Consider the following 23,571-nt stretch of genomic DNA (forward strand, 5'->3'; position numbering starts at 1 on the left):
ACAAAATAATATACTCATATACAACTATTTGTGAACTAAATGGGTAACCCTATAATAAAATTCCAAATTATAAGATTTATTTTGATATTGGATAGAATATTTTCATAACTTTAGAATCAAATTATAAAGCTATGAGTACTACTATCAATCGTAAGCCTGTAAGATTTTACAGTGATCCCAAAAGAGTTATTGTTCGTTTCTTTTTTCCTGGCGGAGAACCTAGAGTTCAGTCGATTATCCAAAAAGTGATTGATATGCCCGAAGAAGCAGCGAAATTGAGTTTGAATCAGTCTTTACGTAACTTTTCTGGTCGACATAGAAATATATCTAAGATTTTTTTAAAGCATTTTAATAGAACAAAAGACATCATGAAAGATCGAAATGGTGACTTAAATATTCTTTCTGATGCTAAAAAACTCCTCATAGGAGCTTTCTTTACTTCCGAGTATTCTATAGAATCTGCAGCATTTTTTAATCCTTCTATGGTAGAAGACCCAGATCAAACTGGACTTCAAGAAGGTCAGAAAAGAGTCATTATTAGTTTCCGGGCTACCGGAGAAGGACATATCTCGGCTATTGTTTTTAGAGGAGGGATATTAGATAAGGATAATAATCTGGAGCTCATCCCTACAGGGAGGTTGATTGACGAAGCTGAAAAAGTAAAAAATCATATATATACCAAGGATATTTTTCGTCAAAAACTATGTGAAATTCATGGTTTTTGTAGTGCCGATTTATCTGAAGGAATTAATAATAAGTATTTTAATAAGTTTGGGTATATCGATTTGGACGAACAAGATCAGGTGGTAAGTACAGTTCTTAATAAATTAGGAGATCATTTCGATTATCATGAAATGGACCGCGCATTAGAGGAAACCCATCATGAATTGCAAGCTGATGCTTCACAGCTGAATATTTTACAGACCATAAGATGGTTGGCCAAATCCCACTATGAGATTATATTTTCTTTGGATACAGGTATTTCTGATAGAGTGATTTTTCCCATTGCAGCATCAGAAAGCAATGGTATAGAAGATGCCCGATTTGTGAAATTCACCGATGATAAAGGTACTGTGCGTTATTATGCAACCTACACTGCATATAATGGTAGAAGTATCATGCCAAAACTTATAGAAACCAAAGATTTCTATAAGTTCAAAATCATGCCCATTCATGGGGAAAATGCTCAAAATAAGGGAATGGCATTGTTTCCCAGAAAGATTAATGGAAAATATGTGATGCTGTCGCGCATAGATGGTGTGAATAATTATATCATGTATTCCGATGATATCAATCTATGGGGAGAGGCTTTGAAAATACACTCTCCTAAGTATCCATGGGAGTTTATTCAGGTCGGAAATTGTGGTTCACCTATTGAAACAGATTATGGTTGGTTGGTTTTGACACATGGTGTTGGTGTGATGAGAAAATATGTAATGGGTGCCCTATTACTTGATTTGGATGACCCTACAAAAATCATTGGACAATTAAGTGAACCATTATTATCACCTAATGAGGAGGAAAGAGAAGGTTATGTTCCCAATGTAGTATACTCTTGTGGTTCAATCGTTAATAATGATGAGTTAGTTATTCCTTATGCAATGTCGGATACTTCATCAACGTATGCAACTGTTTCTTTGCAGGAATTACTCACAAGTTTGGTTCCTTCCGATTTAAAGAAAGGACGAACTAACCAAGTAAAAGCTAAAGCTAGAGTTTTGATAGTGGAAGATGAAGTTATCTACCAAAAGATGCTAGCTGTGATATTGAAATCTGAGGGTTATGAAGTTGAGATTGCTCCCGATGGAATTGTTGCACTCATGAAAATTGGAAAAGAACCCTTCGATGTCATTTTATCAGATATTGCTATGCCTAACCTAGATGGTTATCAAATGTTGGACTACATGAATAAGCATAACTATAATACTCCAGTCATATTTTTGTCAGGATATACGAGCATTGCTGATGAGATTAAAGGCATTGGTTTAGGTGCGGTTGATTACATTAAAAAGCCCATTGATAAAAGTGTTCTATTAACAAGATTGGAAAAAATTCTTAATTTATAGGATCATTAAAATAGGGTTCGGCGAAAAAGTAAGAGATCAAATAGGATATCATACTTTCTGCCCCTTGATTTCTATTGATGCTAAATTCTTCAATGCCATCATGACAGCCATTGGATTCTGAATCAATGAGGCTAATGTTTAGGTCGTTATATCCTAGAAACCAATAAAAGGATATGAGGAGTTTGTCTATCATTACACTGTCATTTGTCACCTGATAAGCTTTTTCATACATGATAACCATTGCCATGGCATCTACAGGTTGCTGGCCGAAAAGTGCAAAATCATCTCCTTTTCTCAACCACCTCACGTTACCTATCAGACTGAGCCAATCTTCTCTAAAACATTTAGATTCTAAAAAAAGTCTACTTTCTTCAGCTATTTGAAGATACTTGTTATCTTGCGTGATCTGATAGGCCACATATAGACTGGCTGGCATTAATCCATTATCATAAGTAATGGTATCTTCAAACCAATTCCAATCTTCCTTTCTAGTGTAGGTGTATTTATAACATAGCCGATCTGCCACATCCTTGAGCATAATTCTGTATTTTTCTTGATCTGGAAATCGTTTGATGAGTTGTTCTAGTCCTAGAATTACATTGGCGTATCCACGAGCATAACTGAGGTCCTGTATCTGGTTTTCAAATCGATTTAGCATATCAAGACCGAATGCATACATGCTGTCAGTAGGAGCAAGGTTAATCAAAAAAGCTAAAGCCCAGAAGGTTCGTCCTAATGCATCATCTGAAACACCATCTACAAAAGAAGTCCTCTGAAAATCTAGGAAATTATTGAAGCTACCATCTTCTTGTTGCATGAAAGAAATATAAGAGAGGTAAACATCCATTAATTCAAGTAACTTTCTGTCCTTTGTTTTATTCCAAACATAAAGACTTAAAACTAGGGCTCGGCTATTGTCGTCGAGACAATAGCCCGTTTTAAAATAAGGAATACTGGTTCTGGCATGTTGTAAAATACCAATTCTATCTGTTAACCTATACACATGGCTCAGGTTAAATTGAGGCACGGGTATGGTTTGAAAAATGTCTTTTTTTGATAGTTGCTCCTCCTTAATTGCTTGATGGAAAAGTGATAAATAAGAATCTCCAATGATTGGCCATGTCATTGTTTTCCCATACTCAAAAGCTTTACTTTTTAATTGGTATAATTTTTCGGGATTTTCAACAAGCTCAAGTATGATATTCGACAGTTCTATTGTATCGTTAAAATCGAACAGCCTTCCTCTGTTATCGGCGAGTAGCTCTTCGGCATGCCAATAGGGAGTAGAAATAACAGCACAACCACTGGCAACGGCATAGCTTAAGGTTCCACTGGTGATTTGAGCTTTATTCTGATAGGGTGTAACATAAATATCCGCAGCTGCTAAATAATTCTTGAGCTCGTTTTCTTTTACATATTTATTGATAAATATCACATGGTTTTCTATTTTTAATTCGTGAACCATATCCATCAAATATTCTCTATATTCCTCTCCAGCGTGTTTAATAATATTGGGATGAGTTTTCCCGAGAACAACATACAAAACCTCGGGATTCTTTTTTATTACTTTAGGAAGCGCTTTCAGTACCATATCTATTCCTTTGCTTCTTCCTATTAAGCCAAAAGTTAAAATCACTTTTCTATTTTTCCAATCTTTGGGTTTTGAAAGCTCAGAAGGTGTTAAAGAACTAAAATCTGGAACGCCATGTTGAATACGAACTATTTTTTTTGGTTGTATCTGGAAGCTATTCTTCAGAAAACCAATGGCAAGCTGATTCATGACTACCAGTTTTTGTGAATAGGCTGCAACTCTCTGAAGAACTTCTTTTTGGTGAAATGTTGGTTTTTGGAGAACAGTATGACAAGTTGTATAAATAGGGACTTTTAACCTCCTCAATAAAGCCAGCAAAAAGAGTCCACTTTCACCCCCATAAATACCATACTCATGCTGTACAAGACAAATGTCGACGCTAGAGTGATTTATATAATTAGCTGCCTCTACATAATCTTCTTTCTTCTGCTCAGAAATTGTTTTGACCACAAAAGCGGGGTATGGATACTCTTGAATAGTGTCGTTGATGGCTATGATCTCCACATCAAGTATTTCATTTTTAATTTCTGCCGATTTTAAAATAGATTGGATTAAATTTTCTGTAAACGTAGCAATTCCGCATTGACGAGGAGGGTAATTTCCTAAACAAATAATTTTCATAACCTTTTATTTTAATTCTTTTTCGCCAAAATCATTAATTAGCTAAAATACAAAAAAAATCAATAGGTGAGATAGAAGGGTGCGAATATTTTAAAGGTTTATCTATGAGGACATTTTGTGCTACAAATACAAAACAGAGTGGTTATGCTTGATTTGTTGTTAAAACCTTAACCTCCCCTTAACTATTTTTAACCGGAGCTAAAGGTATTTGAAAGCGGCTATATTTACTTTTGCTAGCAGAAACAAAACAAAAAAACGATATTATGAAAAACGGGAATCTTTACAAATTTTCAGCCTTAATAATGGCTTTGGTATTCTTTGCCACAACGAGCTTTGCGCAGACTAAAGTGAAAGAAGAAAAGAAGGAACAAAAGTATGTGATTAAGGTAGCGGTTGATGAAGATGGCGAACATACAGAGGTTGATACCATAATCATTATGCGACCAGATATTGATGTAGATATAGAATCTATCATGAAAGATATTGAGGTTGAAATGGAGCTCACCAAAGATCAAATGAGGGAGATTCATATTAATATGACTGAAGAAATGTCAGAAATGAGTAAAGTGATTAAAATGGAACTTAAAGAAGCCAATGAAGAGGTTGAGAAAGCATTGGAGAGCTTGCAAAAAGAGTTGGAAGGGCTTGATATTGAAGCTGAAGTTCGTCAAAGAATCGATGAGGCCCTGAAAACTTTAGAGGAGTCAGATTTGAGAAATGTTGCACATAAGAATAAAATATTCATTGGAGATGAGCATTCCATGTTTATGCATGAAGATAGCAATGTTGAGTATATTATTGATGGTAATGATACCACTGAAGTTCATACAAGTATGATTTGGATTGGAGATGAGGAGGATATGGAGCATCATCATGACTCTGATGTTAATGTATGGGTTGAGGAGGATGGTGAACATAAAGTAATCATCAAGAAAAGTAGCAAAGGTAAAAGTGGAAATGTAATGTTCTATAGTGGTGAAGATGGCCATAATCATGGAGAAAAAACCTTTGTAGTAGAAACGATAATTGATGGTGAAGGTTCTTATTCAGATATGATTATGATTCAAGCAGCTAGTGAAAAAGATTTCGACAAAGCTGTTGATGCTGGTTTACCAGTAAATGAAAATCAAAGACTTGAAGAAATGGATATCAATGTAAATATTGATGGTGATAGTAATCCAGTTATTGGTTTCAAAACCAATGAAGAGGGTAAAATGAAAGTCACTTATTACGACGAGAATTTTGAGAAGATTAAGTCAATGAAGCTAAAAGAGAATAATGGGATGCATGAATTCGATTTGAATAAAGATGAACTTAAAGGTTCGAACGCTAAATATTTATTGATAGAACAGAATAAAAAATATGATCTACTGAGGCTCAAATAAAACATGTTTAATATGGAGATCCTACTCGATTGAGTAGGATTTTTTTTGGCTTAGACTCTCTTTAAGCATTTTGGAATATGAACATGAAAGGTTGTTCCACGGTCTGTATTCTGCTCATACCAAATGCTTCCATTCATAAAGTTGACAATTTTTTTCGACATGGTCAGTCCCATTCCAATACCATCAAACTTTCTATTATGACCAGATTCCACTTGTCTGAAATTCTCAAAAACGGCATCACCATGAGAATCATGTATTCCAATTCCCTTGTCCCTTACGCTAATCACCAATCCAGATTCATGAATTATTTCACCATACATTAATACAGGTTTATTGTCTCCAAATTTTACTGCATTTTCCAGAATGGCGTTTACTACAGATTCTAGTTTTTCATATTGTATATATAAATATTGACTCTTAATTTCCTCAGAAAAATTGATTTCCAATTCTGCATTTGGTTTGTCATGTCTGCTTTTATAAAGATCGAAATTGGAGAAGTTTCTGTGAATAAATGTTTTCATACCCACTTTTTCTATTTTACCTAAATCAGCCTTAGATTGCAACTCACTAAATTCTAAAATACTACTCAAAACTTTTAAAAGTTGGTACCCTTGTCGATTAATAGATTCAGCAGCTACTTTAGTGTCTTCGTCATCAGGCTCATCAAGTAGAATGTCACTAAAGCCAATAATCCCATTTAACGGAGTTCTTATTTCATGAGACATGGTACTTAAAAAACTAGTTTTAATCCTGTCACTTTCTCTACTTTTTTCTAGGGCTTTTTGAATTTGTTTTTTTTCCTCTAGTAACTTCTCATTATAATCATTAATAAGATAAGCACCAATAGTTGCAAGTAAAGACATGGAACTTAAAAATAGCATATTATTGAAAAAAGTAGGGAAATGGGGACCGTTTGTACTAAATAATAACATATTTTGCAATGTAATGGCAAAGTATCCATAAACAATAATTGTTATGGAGGAAAAAACAATAATGATTTTATAATTGAGTTTAAAAATAAATGCAGCCCAAAGAATAACCAGAATTAATCCAACATAATAGTCATCATGCCCTTGTTCTTGCGGATATGCATTAAAAATCATTAAAAAAATACCTAATTGAGCAACTGACACTAAGAATGTGGTAAAAAGTCCTAGGAAATTATGGAACCTTCTCTGATAGGAAAGAATAAATGGGACGATGAGTGTTGGGCCAACTAGGTAAAAACGAATATTCCATGCAAGTTCATGTGTTTCTGGTAACATATAATAGTCTAGAAATCCATAGACAGAATAGAGTATAAAACCTGAAATAATACCTACCCTAAAAGTCTTAGGTATTATATTGGCTTGGTTAATGAAGTCCTTGGTTGACATGCTTTAATTTTAAGTTGGATAAATTTACGTTAAATCTCGTTATTTAACAAGTTATAAATGAAAAAATATTGCTGCTATTCACACAAATTTTATACTTTCGAATTCTCAAAAAAATCATATTCATGAAAGACTATAAAGCTTATTTTCAGATTAAAGCAGAACCACAAGATGTATTTACTGCCCTGACAAATCCATTTACTATAGAATTGTGGTCAGGCGACAAAGCAGAAATGAGTAAGGAAATTGGTTCTGAGTTCTCTTTATGGGGTGGAGATATCGTAGGAAAAGTACTTGAAGTTATAGAAAATGAGAAAGTAGTACAACAATGGTATTTTGGTGACGAAGATGATGAAAATCCCAGTATTGTTACCATGAAAATTTGGAAAAAAGGAGGAGGTTCAAGTGTAGAACTTAATCATACTAATATTCCTGGGGAGGCTTTTGAAAATATAGTAGAGGGTTGGGAGGAATCATATCTTGGTGCAGTTAAAGCATTATTGGAAATTTAATGGTTTCAACTAGTAAATACGACATTATAGTTATTGGAAGTGGTTTGGGCGGATTGGTTTCTGCAGCTGTTTTAGCTAAAAATGGACTTCGTGTATTGGTATTGGAGAAAGGGAAGAAAATAGGGGGGTTATTACATACTTTTAAGCGTGAGCATACCATCTTTAATACAGGGATGAACTATATTGGCGCACTTGAAGAGAATGGCTTTTTACATCAGTACTTTAAATACTTAGGGATATTAGATAAGCTTCATCTTAAGAGATTGGATATGGATGGCTTTGAGGAGCTTAGTTTTGCAAATAACTCCAAGACTTTTTATTATGGTCAAGGCAAAGAAAACTTTAAACAGCAATTAGTACAATCTTTTCCTCAGGAAAAATCTGTTATTGATCAATACACCAATAAACTATGGAAAATTACCGATAAATTTCCTCTTCTTTATTTAAATAATTATGACCAAATTAAAAAAGGAGAGGATTATTTGAATGGAGGAGCCTTTGAGTATATCTCAACTTTACAGGCAAGTGATACATTAAAGGCTGTACTTGGGGCAACCAATTCATTATATGGTGGAGTGAAGGGGAAAACACCACTCTATGTCCATTCATTGGTAAACCGACAGTTTATTGAAAGTGCTTGGCGTTTTGTTGGTGGAAGTCAGCAATTAGCTAATGCTTTAGTAGAAGTGATACAGAAGGCGGGTGGAGAAGTGATAAATCGATCTAAAGTGGTTACCATTTCCACGGAAGATTCTGATAATACTTGGATAGAAACGGAGGAAGGAAATAAATATTATTCCAAGAATATTATATCAAATATTCATCCTGCTCAAACCATGCAAATGATTGAGGATAGAAGGATTAAAAAAGTGTATCGGAAACGAATTAATGATTTGCAGAACACAACTAGTTTTTTCAATCTGTATTTGGTATTCAAGCCTAATTCTTTTCCATACTCTAATCGCAACTTTTATCATTTCATGGATAATCGCGTTTGGGGATTACAAAATGCAGATAACTGGCCTAATTTCTTTTTATTCTATACAGGATGTTCTACACAAAATCAAAAATGGGCCGATAATGCAAATATTCTTACCTATATGAATTATAACGAATTAGGGGAGTGGAGAGGGACTCAAAAAGGAATGCGTGGTGAGGGTTATGAAGATTTTAAAAATAGAAAAGCGGAAAAGCTTTTGGTAGAATTAGAAAAAAAATTCCCTGGAATTAGATCTAAAGTCCAATCTTGGTATGCCGCAACGCCATTAACATATGAACATTATACTGGCGCACCTCAAGGCTCAGCCTATGGTATAGAAAAAGACCATAATAACCCCTATAAAAGTATCATTCTTCCGAAAACTAAAATTCCTAATTTGTTTTTCACTGGACAGAATTTAAATATGCATGGAGCATTAGGTGTCACTATTAGTGCTATTTTAACCAGTGCGGAAATTCTAGGTTATGACTATTTGCTTCAAAAAATAAGAAAAGAAGTCTCCTTATGAAATTAAAGAAAGTAATTGCTTTGATATTCCTATTGATATTGTCATTTTTATTGATGACTCTACTTTGGGGCTTCAGTATTAGTCAATTAGAGGAGCCTGAATTAGCAGCATTTGAGATTAATAAGGAAGAATTGACTCAATGGAATGATACTACTTTCCAATATCAAGATGCTTGGTTACGGAAGAATAGATTTGGATTATGGGAAATGTATATTTCAGGAAGTCCTGAGGAATTAGGCATCAAAAATGGAATCTTAGCTCAAAACTTAATCAAATATCAGGAATACGCATTTGTCAAGCAAATTAAAAAGATGATTCCCTCAGAATCTTATCTTAATTTCTTAAAATACGTCCTCTCGTTTATAAACTATCAATTGCCTGAACGTATTCCAAATGAATACCTAAGGGAAATAAAAGCCGTATCTTTATTTGCTTCTGAAGATTTTAACTTCATTGGGGATAATTATGCTCGTCAACTTAATTACCATGCGGCTCACGATATTGGACATGCCATGCAAAACCTACACCTAGTTGAATGCACTGCTTTTGGCGTAAATAATGGTCGGTCTTCTGATTCTAGCCTCCTCATAGGGCGTAATTTTGATTTTTATGTGGGTGATGAATTTGCGAAAAACAAAATCATCTTATTTGTAAAACCAGAAACAGGATATTCTTTTGCCAGTATTACTTGGGGAGGGATGATTGGAGTTGTAAGTGGCATGAATGATCAGGGATTATCGATTACTTTGAATTCTGCCAAATCAGAAATTCCTCTTTTTGCGAAAACACCAGTTTCTATCATTGCTAGAGATATTCTTCAATATGCCTCTAATATTGAGGAAGCCTATGAGCTAGCTCAAAAGTATAATTCTTTTGTTGCTGAAAGCTTCATGATTTCTTCAGCTAAAGATAATCAAATGGCTATTATCGAAAAAACTCCTGAGCAAACTATTTTGTATCATACATCAGAGGATGAATTAATTTTAACCAACCATTTTCAAAGTGAGGAGCTTTCTAATTCAGAAATTAATCTAGATAATATTAAGGAGAATGTAACGGATTATAGATTTGATAGGGTAGAGGAGTTGTTGGAAGAGCAAAATAAGTTTAACGAGTATGACTTTGCAAGAGTATTGAGGGATACCAAGGGATGGGCAAATGAAGATATTGGACTAGGTAATGAGGGAGCCATCAATCAGTTGATAGCTCATCATTCTATCATCTTTAAACCCGAACAAAAAAAGTTTTGGATTTCTACTGCTCCCTATCAAATGGGTCCTTATTTATGTTATCAATTGGATAGTATTTTCCAAGAAAAGTATCCTCCATTCTTAAGCCATGATTTAGTGAATCATTTTATTCCGGCAGATTCTAATTTTCTATTGGAAGTCTATCCTAATTTTTTACAGTTTAAAAGCTTCAAAGATAAAATAGAACAGCATGCTCTGGTGGATATAGAGAAGCTGATAAATTCCAATCCTCATTATTTTTATACCTATGAACTAGCTGGCGATTATTTTCAAGTTCAAGGAAATACCAAAAGAGCTAAAGAGTATTATGATAAAGCCCTTGATTATTTTATTCCCAATCAGCATGAGGTAAATCGCATTAATGATAAAATCAGCAAAATGGAATAATTCTGAGCTTCTCGGTAATTACTATGTTTTATTTCATTTATAATAGCTTTATCTTTCAATAATTTCAATTTTTGAATCTTTTACCAATTTCATGGTTTTTATCCAAATTTCAAAATCGAGCTATTTTTAACTAGTGTACATGGTATTGTTTATAGGAAAACATCCAAAATAAGATACGATTCTCAAATTGGGAAAGTGTAGGCTTAAGATATTTTTTTAACTATCATAAAATGAGTATTATAGCTATGTTGGCATGTTTGTTGAAGAATTGAGGTGTTCAGTTTAGATACTGATAAAGCAAAGAGTTAATCAAAATCAAAAGGTCATTTGACAAGAATTATTGGATGAAAAAGCAAATAATTTCTATATTTCTATTATTACTCTTGATATGTATTCCATTGATATCTTGGTTGTTCTGGTACGGGCAAGAGGATAAGGAATTAAGTGTTTTAGTAGTGGATAAGACTGTCTTAAATAAGGATGTCCAAGAGCATAGTTCTCTAAATTGGATTCTGAACCATGAAAGATATGTAAAAGCGAATGGTGATCTTTATAATCCAGAGCTCGACTATTTTGGATTTTTCCCTGATGAAAAAGGAGGATACGAAGTAAATGATTTTAATGATTATAAGGAGTATCAACTAGATTCTTTGGTAAATGCATACGATATGCTTTACTATACTGATTTATATGGAATATATGTTGCTGAATGGTGGGATGCTTATCCAAATGTTGCACCGATGAATTATAAGAAATTACCTCCAATGGAGCGATCAAGGCATATATATGGCAAGTTGACTCCCTCAGAATTATATGTTTTAAAGGGGATGAAGGAACAGAAGAAACTCATCATGACAGAATTCAATATCATAGCTTCACCTACAAATAAAAGAGAAAGAAAAGAATTTGAAGAAATGTTTTCCATGGAATGGAGTACGTGGGTAGGAAGATATTTTGATATTTTAGATACTGCTGTAAACTTGGAGCTGCCAGGTTGGGTAAAAAGAAATTATGTAAATCAATATGGAGAATGGCCATTTGAGAAATCTGGGATAGTTTTTGTAAGAAACGATGATAGAATAGTGATAGTGGAAAATGGAATTCACCTTGAGGACGAAGTACCATATATTCATACTTCTGATAATTATTGTGAGGAATATGATTTACCTGAGGTAATGAAGTATCCTTTTTGGTTTGATATCTGTTATTTTTATGATCCCAATGTGGTTATTTCTAATTATCACTTAAGCTTGAATAAGGAAGGGGATTCTATATTAAATCATTTTAATATCCCAACAGTATTTCCAGCTGTGGTTAAAGGAGAAGGCGATTATCCATTTTATTATTTTGCAGGAGATTTTTCTGACAATCCCATTGGCTTAAAGTCCTCTAAATTTACTAAGTCAAGCTGGGGAAGTTCGTTTGCCTATTCAAATGTACCACAAGAAAGAGTTAGTTTTTTCTGGGATTTTTATAAACCCTTAACTACAAAAATTGTAAATGATTATTACTCAAAAATTCAAAAGCGATGAATAACGATTTAGTATTTGTGAGTATTGTATCGGAGGATGCTGTATTTTCCAACACCATGGAATATATGTTCAAGAAATACTATGATGGTATTGTTGTGAAAATATATTCTTCCATGTTTGAATTGAGAGAATCGGTAATTACGTCTAAGTCCGACTTGATTCTAGTTGATGAAATTGTAACTGGAGGAGCCATATTTGAGGCCATCTCTTATTTACGTCAGAACCGAAGAGAAACTTGTAGCATCCTATATTTTGGTGTGGATGTTCATGATATGAAAACCAAAGCCTTAAGAAGAGGAGCTAACTATTTTTATGAGAAACCCATCGACCCTCGAATGATATTATATGATTTGAAAAACAGTTGGATTTCATTGGAACAAAATGAATTTAATGCTACTATATGAGAAATAAATTATACCTATTCATCATTGTGTTGAATTTGATGTTTATTCAAATTTCCTTTGGACAGCTGAACGCCGATTCATTATTAAGTCAGGCTTCTCAATTGGCATTGGATGGAGAATATGATGAGGCCCTGATCAATTTAAATACACTATTAGAGGACGAACCCAATAGGATAGATGCTAATATCATGGCAGCCAATGTAAATGCTTGGAATGAAGACTATATGACAGCTAAATATTTTATTGGAGTTGTAAATAGATTAGACAATACCAATCAACAGATGTACGATAGTTGGTTGAATATACTGTTATGGAATTCTGAATATAAAGCTTTATTAGACCTTGTAGAAGTTGCTAAGAATGAGGGTTATGAAAATGATTATAATCTGAATTTAAAGAAACTTTATGCTTATCAAAATTTGAATCAATATAATAAGGCTGTTCAACAGTTTGAAGATGTAGAGGTTAAGAAGCTTTTGGATTCAGTTCCTATGCAGGAGGCTTACGATAATATGTTATTGGCAAAAAATAGAATGACTAGAGATTCTTTATTAGTGAAAGCACATGAGGAGGCCATAAAAGGAAATTATCCTACTGCGATTAAAAATGCGGATTCTGTTTTGAATATTTTCCCTAGTAATCTAAGTGCTTTAGTTATGAAAGCGAAATCTTATGCTTGGCAAGGAGAGTATGATAGTGCAAAAATATATATAGACTATGCCTATAAAAATGAACCCAAAAACGAAGAGCTTTATGATATTTGGTTAAATACACTATTGTGGAATCAAGAATATAATGAAGTGATTAACACAGCAGACCTTGCGGAAAAGAATGATTATGCTAATGATTATAATTTAGCACAGAAGAGGCTTTATGCTTATAATGGTTTAATAGAATATGATTCTGCAGTTAATGTTTTTGAACCAGAGGAACAAAAGCCGTTGCTGGATTCTACTCCTTTGTTTAATGCTTATAGAGATATCTTAATAAAGAGTAAGAAAAATACGATTACTGGATATTACGCCATTGATTTATTTGATAATAATGATCCTAAACCACAGCATTTAGCCTATATCGATTATGGTTTTAAGATAAAAAAGAATATGCTTATTTTTAGATTAAATTATGCCAATCGATTTGGAACTGATGGAATACAAGTGGAGGTAGATTATTACCATATGCTAAAGAAATCAAAATATTTCTATTTTAATTATGGAATATCTGTTATGAATGAAGTATTTCCAAAACATAGAGCAGGTATTGAATATTTCTTCCCATTAAAACTTAAGTTTGAAGCCTCAATTGGAGCAAGGTATATGTATTTTACTGATAAGCATGTTCCTATTTTAACCGGACATATTGGTAAATATTTAAATAAATATTGGTTTGCTTTCAGGCCTTATTATACAATTGATGAAAATGGAAATTCTATTTCTTTTGTTGCAAACGTAAGAAGGTTTGGAGATATTTCCTTTAATTATTGGGGTGTAGAACTGGCTTATGGTAATTCTCCCGATGAAAGATATCTACTTGATCCTATAGGGGATTATTTCAATTTAAATTCTTATCGAATTAAGCTAGAAAAAAGCTTAATGGTGACCACAACAAACGATTTGAAAATATCATTTGGCTTTGCTTATGAAGAAACGGCCAAAAGTGTATTTAGAAACCGTTATACTATTGAAATCATTTATAAACACCGATTCTAATGATGACATATATTCTTAGTAATATTCGATTTTTAATTGGAAGAGTGTTTATAGTACTATTAATAGGACTTATAATCTTTCTTACATATTTCTTTTATGTTCCCAGTGTAAGGATAGGAGATTACCAATTGATTAATCCCGTATATCAATACTTTGAACACCTAGATTGGTGGATACATATCTTGGTATATATTAGTATTTGGTCATTTATTGCTGCTTTGTTTTTTGTCATAGCTAGTGCCTATTTTATATATGTAAAAGAGAAACAACAGCAGAATGCAAAAGCATATGAAAAAGCTTTTACCGAAAAGATGATTGAGTTTTTGTATTCTGATTATTTTGATGAAGTCAATAATTATAAAGATATCTATAAGTATTTTAGAAAAAATGTAAAGAGCAATCTTGCTACTGAAGTATTTTTTAGCGTGATAGTTCAAACTCAAAATTTGATTTCTGAAGATTTTAGATATAAGTTTACCCAACTCATGGAGGATGCTAGAATTAATAAACGATTGAAATATTTCCTTTATTCTCGTAATATCAGTAAAAAGATCATAGGCTTTAAAATAGCTTCCTATTTGGGAATTAATGGTTATGAGCGTCAGATTTCTAAATATATTACCAGTAAAAATTATGCCCTTAGATATGAGTCTATTGTGGCTTATGTTAGGCTTTCAGAAACAAATAACCTAGACTTCTTGTTAACTCAAAAATACCACCTTTCTAAACTTACTATAAATACCATCTATAATGCGATAGATAGAAGTTTAAAGGTGAATAATACCAATTATCAGGATATGATAAAATCTCCTTCTTCAAGATTGAGTGTAACAGGTTCATTATTGGTTAGTGCAAATGAAAATAGAGATCAAAGAGAATTAGTAAAATCAGCATTGGAAGATAATGATGATTTATTGAGAGAAGTTGCTTGGGAATTGTATACGAGTAATGAACAATCTGAAGTAGATATCGACTTCCTATTGACCAAATATGAAACAGAAAGCCAGGAGAATAAATTACATATCATGAAGGCTTTGTCTAAAGTTGATTTAACCGAACGGATTACAGAGTTTCTTGATACTGTAATTAAGAATGATAGTATTTTACTTAAAGTATATGCACTTAGAATGTTATTTGAGCATAATGTCACCCAGTTTTTTAAATATCAAGAAATGGATGATGAAAGAATTGCATTGGCTTGTCGTGAAGTGGCAGACTTTAACATTATATAATTGATTATGACCTTACTTTTTACATTTTCCGATATATTTAGCAGTTTCTTTCTGATATATGCATTGATATTATTTATTATTTATGTACTTATCTCTATTCTTTCTACTGTTGAATTAAGGCGTTATGTTAATAAGAATAAATATTTCGATTATAGAAGTATTTTAAGCTATAAGAACCTCCCCAGTATTTCTATTATTGCTCCTGCCTTTAATGAAGAAAAAAGTATCATCGAGAATATTAGAAGTCTCTTATCCATTTATTATCCTCAAATCAATGTTATTATTGTAAACGATGGTAGTACTGATGATAGTTTGTCAAAGGCCATTGAACACTATGGACTTATAAAGGTGGAAATGGCAATAGAATACGAGGTGAAATCTAGTAAAATTAGAGGCATTTATCGTTCTATACATAGTGAATATGCCAATCTTATTTTAGTAGATAAAGAAAATGGAGGAAAAGCAGATGCTTTAAATGCTGGTATCAATGTGTCGAGGAGCGATTTATTTGTAGCTGTAGATGTGGATAGTATTATTGAGCCCGATGCGGTATTAAGACTGGTGAAACCATTTCTAGAAGAAGAAAGAGGTAGAAAAGTAATTTCATCTGGAGGAGTAATTCGAGTAGCTAATAATTGCGAAATTAAAGACGGAAGAATTACTAAAGTTAGGTTTCCTAAAGCGTTATTAGTGAAGTTTCAGGTTCTAGAGTATTTTAGAGCTTTTACTTTAGGTAGAATGGCTTGGAGTAAAGTGGATGGATTATTGATTATCTCAGGTGCCTTTGGAATGTTTGATAGAAATATTGTAGTGGCAGTGGGTGGATATGATCGTACTACTGTAGGGGAAGATTTGGAAATTGTAGTTCGCATGAGAAAGTATATGCGAAATGAATTGAAAATGAAATATAAAGTGGCATTTATACCAGATCCTTTATGCTGGACAGAAGTACCTTCCTCGTTTAAAATACTATCTCGCCAAAGAAATAGATGGACAAGAGGAGCTATTGATACCATATTGAAACACAAAGACATGATGTTTAATCCGCGTTACGGTAGAATTGGTATGGTGAGTTTTCCATATTGGGTCTTGTTTGAATGGTTAGCCCCAATTGTAGAGGTAATTGGAGTTGTATATTTTATAATTTTGATAATACTTGGAGATGTAAACTCTAGTAGCTATCTATTATTATCATTATTCGTATTGTCTTTCGCCTTTGCTTTTTCCATGTTAGGTGTTTTATTCGAGGCTATCATGTTTAATAAATATAAAGGCTATGGATATTTGCTTCAAGTGATCTTTTTTGCTCTAATTGAAGTTATAGTGTTTCACCCATTAAATGTGTATTTTGCTATTCGAGGGAACTTTAGCTTCTTCATTAAAAACAACCAGAAGTGGGGTGAGATGACACGTACCGCTTTCGATAGTGAGAATAAATAAAAAAATTATGGTATTACCTAAAATTATAAAGCGCACTTGGAATGATGCCTATTTAGTTGGTATCACAAGTGTTGATAAGCAACATGAAGAATTATTAGATATTCATGATGAAATACGAGACTTAAGCGATACGAGAGTAGAGAATCATAAAGAAGGATTGAAAAAAATACTCCAAGAACTTGAGAAGCTCACTGAAAAATATGCCAGTGTTGCTCCTGAATTACTGGATCATGATAATCAAACTCAAATCAATAAATACGTAAGCTCTTATCAGGATTTTATTAGAAAAGTTGATGAGTTTGGTCGTGCTTATACCTATAGAAATACTTTTCTATTAAAAGACATGCAAGATTATATTAAGAAATGGACCATATCTCATATCATGCAAGCTCGAACCATTAGGCGCCAGATCAAAACCAATAAATAATTTGTAGATTGGGAAAAAGATTATCAATTCAATGTTTTGATAACTGAACATGCCGATAATGTATTTGTAAATTAGATTTATCCAATAATATGTTTTCACTGTAAATGAGTTTATATATCTTGTATTTTAGATGATAAATACATTAAAAATATGTGATATCTTTTTTGATTATCTTTGAAATTTATATCAGAATGTTTGTGTTATAGCTACTTTATAAGCAAATACAGTTATTAATATTTTTTAAAGTTTAATATTACTATAAAAATGAAGAATTTTTGCCTGAAATATATATTCGTTATTGTTTTTGTTTTACAAGTTTCTGTTGTTTTGTATGCTCAAGATATTCGGATTAATGAAGTGGTTTTAAACAACAGTATTACATCAGATGAGGATGGGAATTCTCCTGATTGGTTTGAGCTATATAATTATGGAAACACCCCTATTGCTCTTCACAATTGGAAAATAACAGATGATGAATCTGATTTGTCTAAATGGAGCTTTCCAGATATTGAATTATATCCCAATGAGTATATCTATTTATGGGCCTCTTCAAAAGATATAAATACCTGTTCTTACCCAAGAACTATCATCAAGCAATTTGATGTGTTTAAATATATAATCCCTACTTCGGAGCCTTCAGCTTCATGGACTAGCCTTAATTTTAACGATTCGGGTTGGGAAGAAGGAGGGTCTGGATTTGGTTATGCTGATGGCGATGACGAAACTATTGTGCCCGAAGGAACAAAATCTGTTTTTGTAAGAAAAACATTTATTGTGGAAGAATATGATGATATTAGCTCATTAATACTCCATATAGATTATGACGATGGTTTTGTAGCTTACATTAATGGAATAGAAGTTGCAAGGGCAAATATAGAAGGTTATCCTCCTGAATTTGATGATGGTACCCCAACGGATCATGAAGGTCAGATGTCTGATGGTGATAGTCCAGACCAATTTGATGTAGAGAATCCTTTAGACCTTCTTAATGATGGCGAAAATGTATTGGCTATACAAGTTCATAATCAAGAAAGCTCCTCTTCTGATTTAACCTTAATCCCATTTTTATCAATAGGTTATTCTAGCAATCATCCTATTGGGATTCAACCTCCAGCTATTTTAAACCTTTCTCCTGTGGCTCTTCATACTAATTTTAAGCTTTCAGCTGATGGTGAAACATTAACATTAAGCAATCCAAATTTAGACATTATAGATCAGTTTGTAGCAGGTAGGGCTCCGGCAAATATGGCACAAGGCATTTCTTCTGCTGGAAATCAAGTATATCTTAGTGAACCTAGTCAGGGAGCTGTTAATAGCGGCCCTGAATATCAAGGGTATATTGAAGAGGCAGTTGTGTTTTCAGAATTAGGAGGTATGCTTAGTGGAAGTATTAACCTTTCTCTTTCTGGGCAGACACCAGGCCAAGAAATTAGATATACCACTGATGCTTCTTTGCCAACGATCACTTCCACACTTTATACATCACCTTTGTATATTGATAGCACCACAGTGATTAGAGCAAGTATATTTCAGCCTAATTATTTCACCGCTGGCCCTTTTAGTAATACTTATGTATATAATAGCAACCATGAATTGGATGTCATGCTACTCACCACTGATCCCGTGAATTTCTTTGATGAAGAATACGGAATTTATGTACTAGGAGAAGAGGGCACCTATGATGAAGATTCTCCACACTGGGGAGCTAATTTCTGGGAAGATTGGGAAAGACCTATTCATGCAGCTTATTATAAAGCAGGTAGCAATGATATAGCTATAGAATTTAATGCAGGAGTGAAAATATATGGTGGATATAGTAGAGGACAAAATGAACAAAGATCTTTAGCGTTTTATGCAAGAAAAAAATATGGAGTATCAAAGTTTAAATATCCATTTTTTGATAAGCTCCCTTATGATGAATTTGAGGCTTTTGTGCTTAGAAACTCTGGCCAAGATTGGTTGATTTCATCAATAAAAGATGCAGCATTAACTAGCTTAATGGAAGGTTCGGGTCTTGATTATCTTGAATTCCAACCCGTTGTTACTTATTTGAATGGAGAGTATTGGGGAATGTATAATATGAGAGAAAAAACCAATGAGCATTTTTTAGCCTCAAAACACGGTGTAGATCCAGATGAAATTGTAATTTTAGATGCAGACAACCAAGAAGGCCATGGGTATAACGAAGAATATGCTGCCTTATTAGACTATGTTGAAAATACAGATTTAAGTATTAATGAAAACTTCAATTATATAGAAGAACAAATAGATATATCTAACTTTGCTGTATATCAAGTAGCCCAAATATATTATAATAATAGCGATTGGCCAATTCATAATCTTAAATTATGGAAGTATCCAGAAGGAAAGTGGAAATGGATTTTATATGATTTAGATTTTGGTTTTGGCCCTTGGTGGCAAACAAATAGTTATTGGGAGAATGCTTTGTTTAGAGCTTTGGATCCAATTGGAGAAGAATATCCAAATCCTAAATGGTCAACATTATTGTTTAGGCAGTTGATTGAAAACTTAGGTTTTAGAAACCAATTTATTAATCGATATGCTGATGAGTTAAATACTCGTTTTTTACCTGAAAATGTGATCTCTCATTTTAATGAACTTTCAAATAATATTCAATCAGAAGTTGATGATCACTATACTCGATGGGATGCTTTTTCCATTGATCAAGAATACTATGTTTCTGAAATGAATGATTGGGCTGAAGCTAGACCTAGCCGTGCGAAAGAGCATATTATGGAACAATTCGATTTGCCTGCTATGCATCAATTAACGATTGATATTGAGGATGTTTCGCAAGGATTGGTTGAGCTTAATAATAACTTAAGGATACAATCACTGTCTTGGTCAGGAGAATATTTTGAAACGGTTCCAGTTATTCTAAAAGCAATTCCAGAATTAGGTTATACATTCTCACATTGGTCTGGAGCAAGTACTTCTACAGAGAGTGTAATAAGTATTGATTTAGAAAGCTATACTTTGGTATCTCCTCATTTTATTGAGACTACAGTAGCTCCTTTGCTTATAAACGAAATTAATTATAATTCGAGTGACGATCATGATGCTGATGATTGGATAGAAATATATAATCCTAATGAAGAGGAGGTTGATGTTTCAAATTGGCAAATTAGGGATGAGCTTGATGTGAATTCTTTTACCTTTCCGGTATCTACTTCTATTGCAGCTAAAGGATATTTGGTGATTGCTAAGGATGTAGAAGATTTTGAATCGGTATTCCCTAATGATATTAATCATATTGGTGATTTGGGATTTGGTTTAAGTGGTGGAGGAGATGCCGTTCGTTTGTTTAATGATCAGGGTATTTTGCATGATATCGTGGTGTTTACCGATAGTTTGCCTTGGCCAATGTGTGCTGATGGAGCAGGTCCAACAATGGAACTAATAAATCCAGATTTAGACAATTCTATTGCAGAAAACTGGGATTGTGTAAATGATTTTGGTAGTCCTAATTATGAAAACTCCAGAGCATTTGGCATAGAGGAAACTCCAGTAAGTCAGATTAGAACCTATCCCAATCCGGTTAACGATAGACTATATATAACAGGTCTAGAGGAGGCTGTTGAAATGAATATTTATAATATTTCTGGGCAATTGGTTTTATCAACTCATGCTCAAAACTACATGAATGTAAGCCATCTAGAATCAGGGATATATATACTTAATATCATCAAAGGAAAAGAGCTATCTACCCATAAGTTAGTAAAAAGGTAAAAGACTTATGGTTTCAGTAGTTTCTTCATGAGAACGTTATTTCTTATATATTACTAATATTAAGCATTGTGTTTTTGTTTGTAGTGTTAAATGATTTCAGAATTATGGTGTTAGGCTAAGGTCTAAAGGAGAGGTATAGCTGAAACTTCGCTGAGTTTTATTAGTAAGCCTAAATGATACAGATAGGTTGATAATACACACTATAAGCTATTATTGTATAAATCAATAAGAGAATATATATATTGGTATATCATTTAGATAGTGGAGCTTATTACTCTTATTTTTTGTTAAATGATAGCTAGATCGTATTAATTCTAAATACAGATCCACAATTTGCTATTCCTATTCTTTTGATTATTTTTGTTTCCCATTAAAATTTGAAAATTTGAAAGCGTTTTTTTGGAATTTTCAGCATCAAAAGTCGATTTTTTATTACGTAACAAATGAAAAAAAAAGTATATGAGTTTTAAAATAATTGTATTAGCCAAGCAGGTTCCCGATACCAGAAATGTTGGTAAAGATGCCATGAAAGCTGATGGTACAGTGAATCGTGCTGCACTTCCGGCCATTTTTAATCCGGAAGATTTAAATGCATTGGAATTTGCTCTTAAGGTGAAAGATAGAGTGGAAGGTGCTGAAGTTATTGTTTTAACAATGGGGCCATTTAGAGCTGCAGAAATCATTAGAGAAGCCATGTATCGTGGCGCCGATAGAGGATATTTAGTTACTGATAGAAAATTTGCAGGGAGTGATACCCTTGCAACATCATATGCCATTTCTTTGGCCGTTAAAAAATTAGCTCCATTTCATTTGTTGGTAGCTGGTCGACAGGCTATTGATGGAGATACTGCTCAGGTAGGTCCTCAAACTGCTGAAAAATTAGGAATTCCTCAAATAGCTTATGCTGTAGATATTTTAGATATAAACGAAAAGGAAATCACCATCAAACGTAGAATTGAAAGAGGAGTAGAGACTGTGAAATGTGCTTTTCCTTTGGCTGTTACAGTTCCTAGCTCCGCTGATGACTGTCGCCCTCGTCACGCTAAGAAACTAATGACCTATAAACATGCTCGTACTGTTACTGAATTACAAAACGAGACAAAAGATTATACCGATTTATATACTGCTCGTCCTTATTTGAAGATTGAGGAGTGGTCAGTAGAAGATATTGGAGCTGATGTGGAACAACTAGGTCTTTCTGGTTCTCCAACCAAAGTAAAAGCTATCGAAAATGTAGTTTTTGCTGCCAAAGAATCCAAAACATTAAGCAGTACCGATCAAGATATTGAAAGCTTAATGGTAGAGTTATTAGAAGGTCATATCATCGGCTAAAACCATTAAAAGTAAAGAAATGAACAACGTTTTTATATATTGTGAACTCACAGAAGAGAAGCATATCGCCGATGTGAGTAAGGAGCTACTAACCAAAGGTCGTTCTTTGGCCAATGAACTAGGAGTTAAAGTAGAAGCTATCGTGATTGGTCACGAGCTTCAAGGGATTGAAAATGAGATTTTCCCATTTGGTGCCGATATGGTTCATTTAGCTGACCATAAAAGTTTAAGCCCATTTACTAGTGGTGCTCATGCTAAGGTATTAACTTCTGTTTTACAACAAGAAGAACCACAAATTGCACTTTTTGGAGCTACTTTTAATGGCCGTGATGTAGGACCAAGAGTGGCTTCTGCTTTAAAATGTGGATTAACGGCTGATTGTACCAGTTTGATTATTGGCGATCATGAAGATAAAAAAGCAAAGAAAGACTATAAAAATCTTTTATATCAAATTCGTCCAGCTTTTGGTGGAAACATCATTGCCACTATCATCAACCCTGAAACTAAGCCTCAAATAGCAACAGTTAGGGAGGGTGTGATGAAGATGGAAGTCTTTGATGAAAATCATAAAGGGGAAGTAAAGAATTTTGATGTAGCGGCTGTTTTAGAGGATATTGATATTGCAGTTCAGATTATCGAGCGTCATATTGAGCCTGCTAAAGTGAATATCAAAGGATCTCAAATTATCATCGCTGGTGGTTATGGTGTTGGTAGCAAAGAGAACTTCAAATTACTACAGGATTTAGCCGAAGTTTTAGGTGGTGAAGTTGGCGCTTCTCGTGCGGCTGTAGATTCTGGTTTTGCGCCTCACGAACGTCAAATTGGTCAAACTGGAGTTACTGTTCGTCCTAAATTATATATTGCTTGTGGAATTTCTGGTGCGGTTCAACATACTGCCGGTATGGGAGAATCCTCTCAGGTAATTTCTATTAATACTGATCCTGCTGCTCCTATCAATCAAATTGCCGATTATGCAATTATAGGAAAAGTAGAGGAGGTTATTCCTAAGATGATTAAGTATTACAAGAAAAACTCCAAGTAATCATTAGCTG

Annotated in this window: 16 protein-coding genes; 14 read left to right on the plus strand and 2 right to left on the minus strand. The window is 33.5% G+C overall.

Annotated features, from left to right (window positions below):
* The first annotated feature begins 131 nt into the window (after positions 1-131).
* The gene (locus HNS38_RS06270) at positions 132-2,066 is read left to right on the plus strand and encodes a response regulator (RefSeq protein WP_172279166.1); all 1,935 of its coding nucleotides are present in this window, start codon (positions 132-134) and stop codon (positions 2,064-2,066) included.
* Here the strand turns inward: HNS38_RS06270 and HNS38_RS06275 are convergent.
* On the minus strand, positions 2,056-4,278 hold the full coding sequence (locus tag HNS38_RS06275; protein WP_172279164.1) for a glycosyltransferase: 2,223 nt from the start codon (positions 4,276-4,278) through the stop codon (positions 2,056-2,058). The genes HNS38_RS06270 and HNS38_RS06275 overlap by 11 nt on opposite strands.
* A 263-nt stretch (positions 4,279-4,541) precedes the next feature.
* Between HNS38_RS06275 and HNS38_RS06280 the strand changes: the two genes are divergently transcribed.
* Positions 4,542-5,663 carry a hypothetical protein gene (locus HNS38_RS06280; RefSeq protein WP_172279162.1) on the plus strand — a complete coding sequence of 374 codons (1,122 nt, stop codon included), beginning with the start codon at positions 4,542-4,544 and terminating at the stop codon, positions 5,661-5,663.
* 50 nt (positions 5,664-5,713) lie between these two features.
* Here HNS38_RS06280 and HNS38_RS06285 read toward each other — a convergent pair whose 3' ends face one another.
* Positions 5,714-7,039 (minus strand): HAMP domain-containing sensor histidine kinase, encoded by a 1,326-nt coding sequence (locus tag HNS38_RS06285; RefSeq protein ID WP_172279160.1) that lies wholly within the window; start codon positions 7,037-7,039, stop codon positions 5,714-5,716.
* 122 nt (positions 7,040-7,161) lie between these two features.
* Between HNS38_RS06285 and HNS38_RS06290 the strand changes: the two genes are divergently transcribed.
* From HNS38_RS06290 to HNS38_RS06345, 12 genes are all read left to right on the plus strand, one after another.
* Positions 7,162-7,548, plus strand: coding sequence for an SRPBCC domain-containing protein (locus tag HNS38_RS06290; RefSeq protein ID WP_172279158.1), 387 nt, complete (start codon positions 7,162-7,164; stop codon positions 7,546-7,548).
* Complete coding sequence (locus HNS38_RS06295) at positions 7,548-9,056, plus strand: NAD(P)/FAD-dependent oxidoreductase (protein WP_172279156.1); 1,509 nt, start codon at positions 7,548-7,550, stop codon at positions 9,054-9,056. The genes HNS38_RS06290 and HNS38_RS06295 overlap by 1 nt, the downstream gene beginning before the upstream one ends.
* Complete coding sequence (locus HNS38_RS06300) at positions 9,053-10,693, plus strand: C45 family peptidase (RefSeq protein ID WP_172346159.1); 1,641 nt, start codon at positions 9,053-9,055, stop codon at positions 10,691-10,693. Before HNS38_RS06295 ends, HNS38_RS06300 begins: the two co-directional genes overlap by 4 nt.
* A 344-nt stretch (positions 10,694-11,037) precedes the next feature.
* Positions 11,038-12,225 carry a hypothetical protein gene (locus tag HNS38_RS06305; protein ID WP_172279152.1) on the plus strand — a complete coding sequence of 396 codons (1,188 nt, stop codon included), beginning with the start codon at positions 11,038-11,040 and terminating at the stop codon, positions 12,223-12,225.
* A complete protein-coding gene (locus HNS38_RS06310) occupies positions 12,222-12,629 on the plus strand; it encodes a response regulator (RefSeq protein ID WP_172279150.1) in 408 nt (135 codons plus the stop codon). Before HNS38_RS06305 ends, HNS38_RS06310 begins: the two co-directional genes overlap by 4 nt.
* Positions 12,626-14,338 (plus strand): YaiO family outer membrane beta-barrel protein, encoded by a 1,713-nt coding sequence (locus tag HNS38_RS06315; protein ID WP_172279148.1) that lies wholly within the window; start codon positions 12,626-12,628, stop codon positions 14,336-14,338. Before HNS38_RS06310 ends, HNS38_RS06315 begins: the two co-directional genes overlap by 4 nt.
* The gene (locus HNS38_RS06320; RefSeq protein WP_172279146.1) at positions 14,338-15,570 is read left to right on the plus strand and encodes a hypothetical protein; all 1,233 of its coding nucleotides are present in this window, start codon (positions 14,338-14,340) and stop codon (positions 15,568-15,570) included. Before HNS38_RS06315 ends, HNS38_RS06320 begins: the two co-directional genes overlap by 1 nt.
* A gap of 6 nt (positions 15,571-15,576) precedes the next feature.
* Positions 15,577-17,010 (plus strand): glycosyltransferase, encoded by a 1,434-nt coding sequence (locus HNS38_RS06325; RefSeq protein WP_172279144.1) that lies wholly within the window; start codon positions 15,577-15,579, stop codon positions 17,008-17,010.
* A 7-nt stretch (positions 17,011-17,017) separates the two neighbouring features.
* Positions 17,018-17,437 (plus strand): hemerythrin domain-containing protein, encoded by a 420-nt coding sequence (locus HNS38_RS06330; RefSeq protein ID WP_172279142.1) that lies wholly within the window; start codon positions 17,018-17,020, stop codon positions 17,435-17,437.
* 264 nt (positions 17,438-17,701) lie between these two features.
* On the plus strand, positions 17,702-21,187 hold the full coding sequence (locus tag HNS38_RS06335; protein ID WP_172279140.1) for a CotH kinase family protein: 3,486 nt from the start codon (positions 17,702-17,704) through the stop codon (positions 21,185-21,187).
* Positions 21,188-21,646: 459 nt separating this feature from the next.
* Positions 21,647-22,519 (plus strand): electron transfer flavoprotein subunit beta/FixA family protein, encoded by an 873-nt coding sequence (locus HNS38_RS06340; RefSeq protein WP_172279138.1) that lies wholly within the window; start codon positions 21,647-21,649, stop codon positions 22,517-22,519.
* 19 nt (positions 22,520-22,538) lie between these two features.
* Positions 22,539-23,561, plus strand: a complete 1,023-nt coding sequence (locus HNS38_RS06345) for an electron transfer flavoprotein subunit alpha/FixB family protein (RefSeq protein ID WP_172279136.1) — start codon at positions 22,539-22,541, stop codon at positions 23,559-23,561.
* Positions 23,562-23,571: the final 10 nt, after the last annotated feature.

This window comes from Lentimicrobium sp. L6, from assembly GCF_013166655.1.
Taxonomy (GTDB): Bacteria; Bacteroidota; Bacteroidia; order Bacteroidales; family UBA12170; genus UBA12170.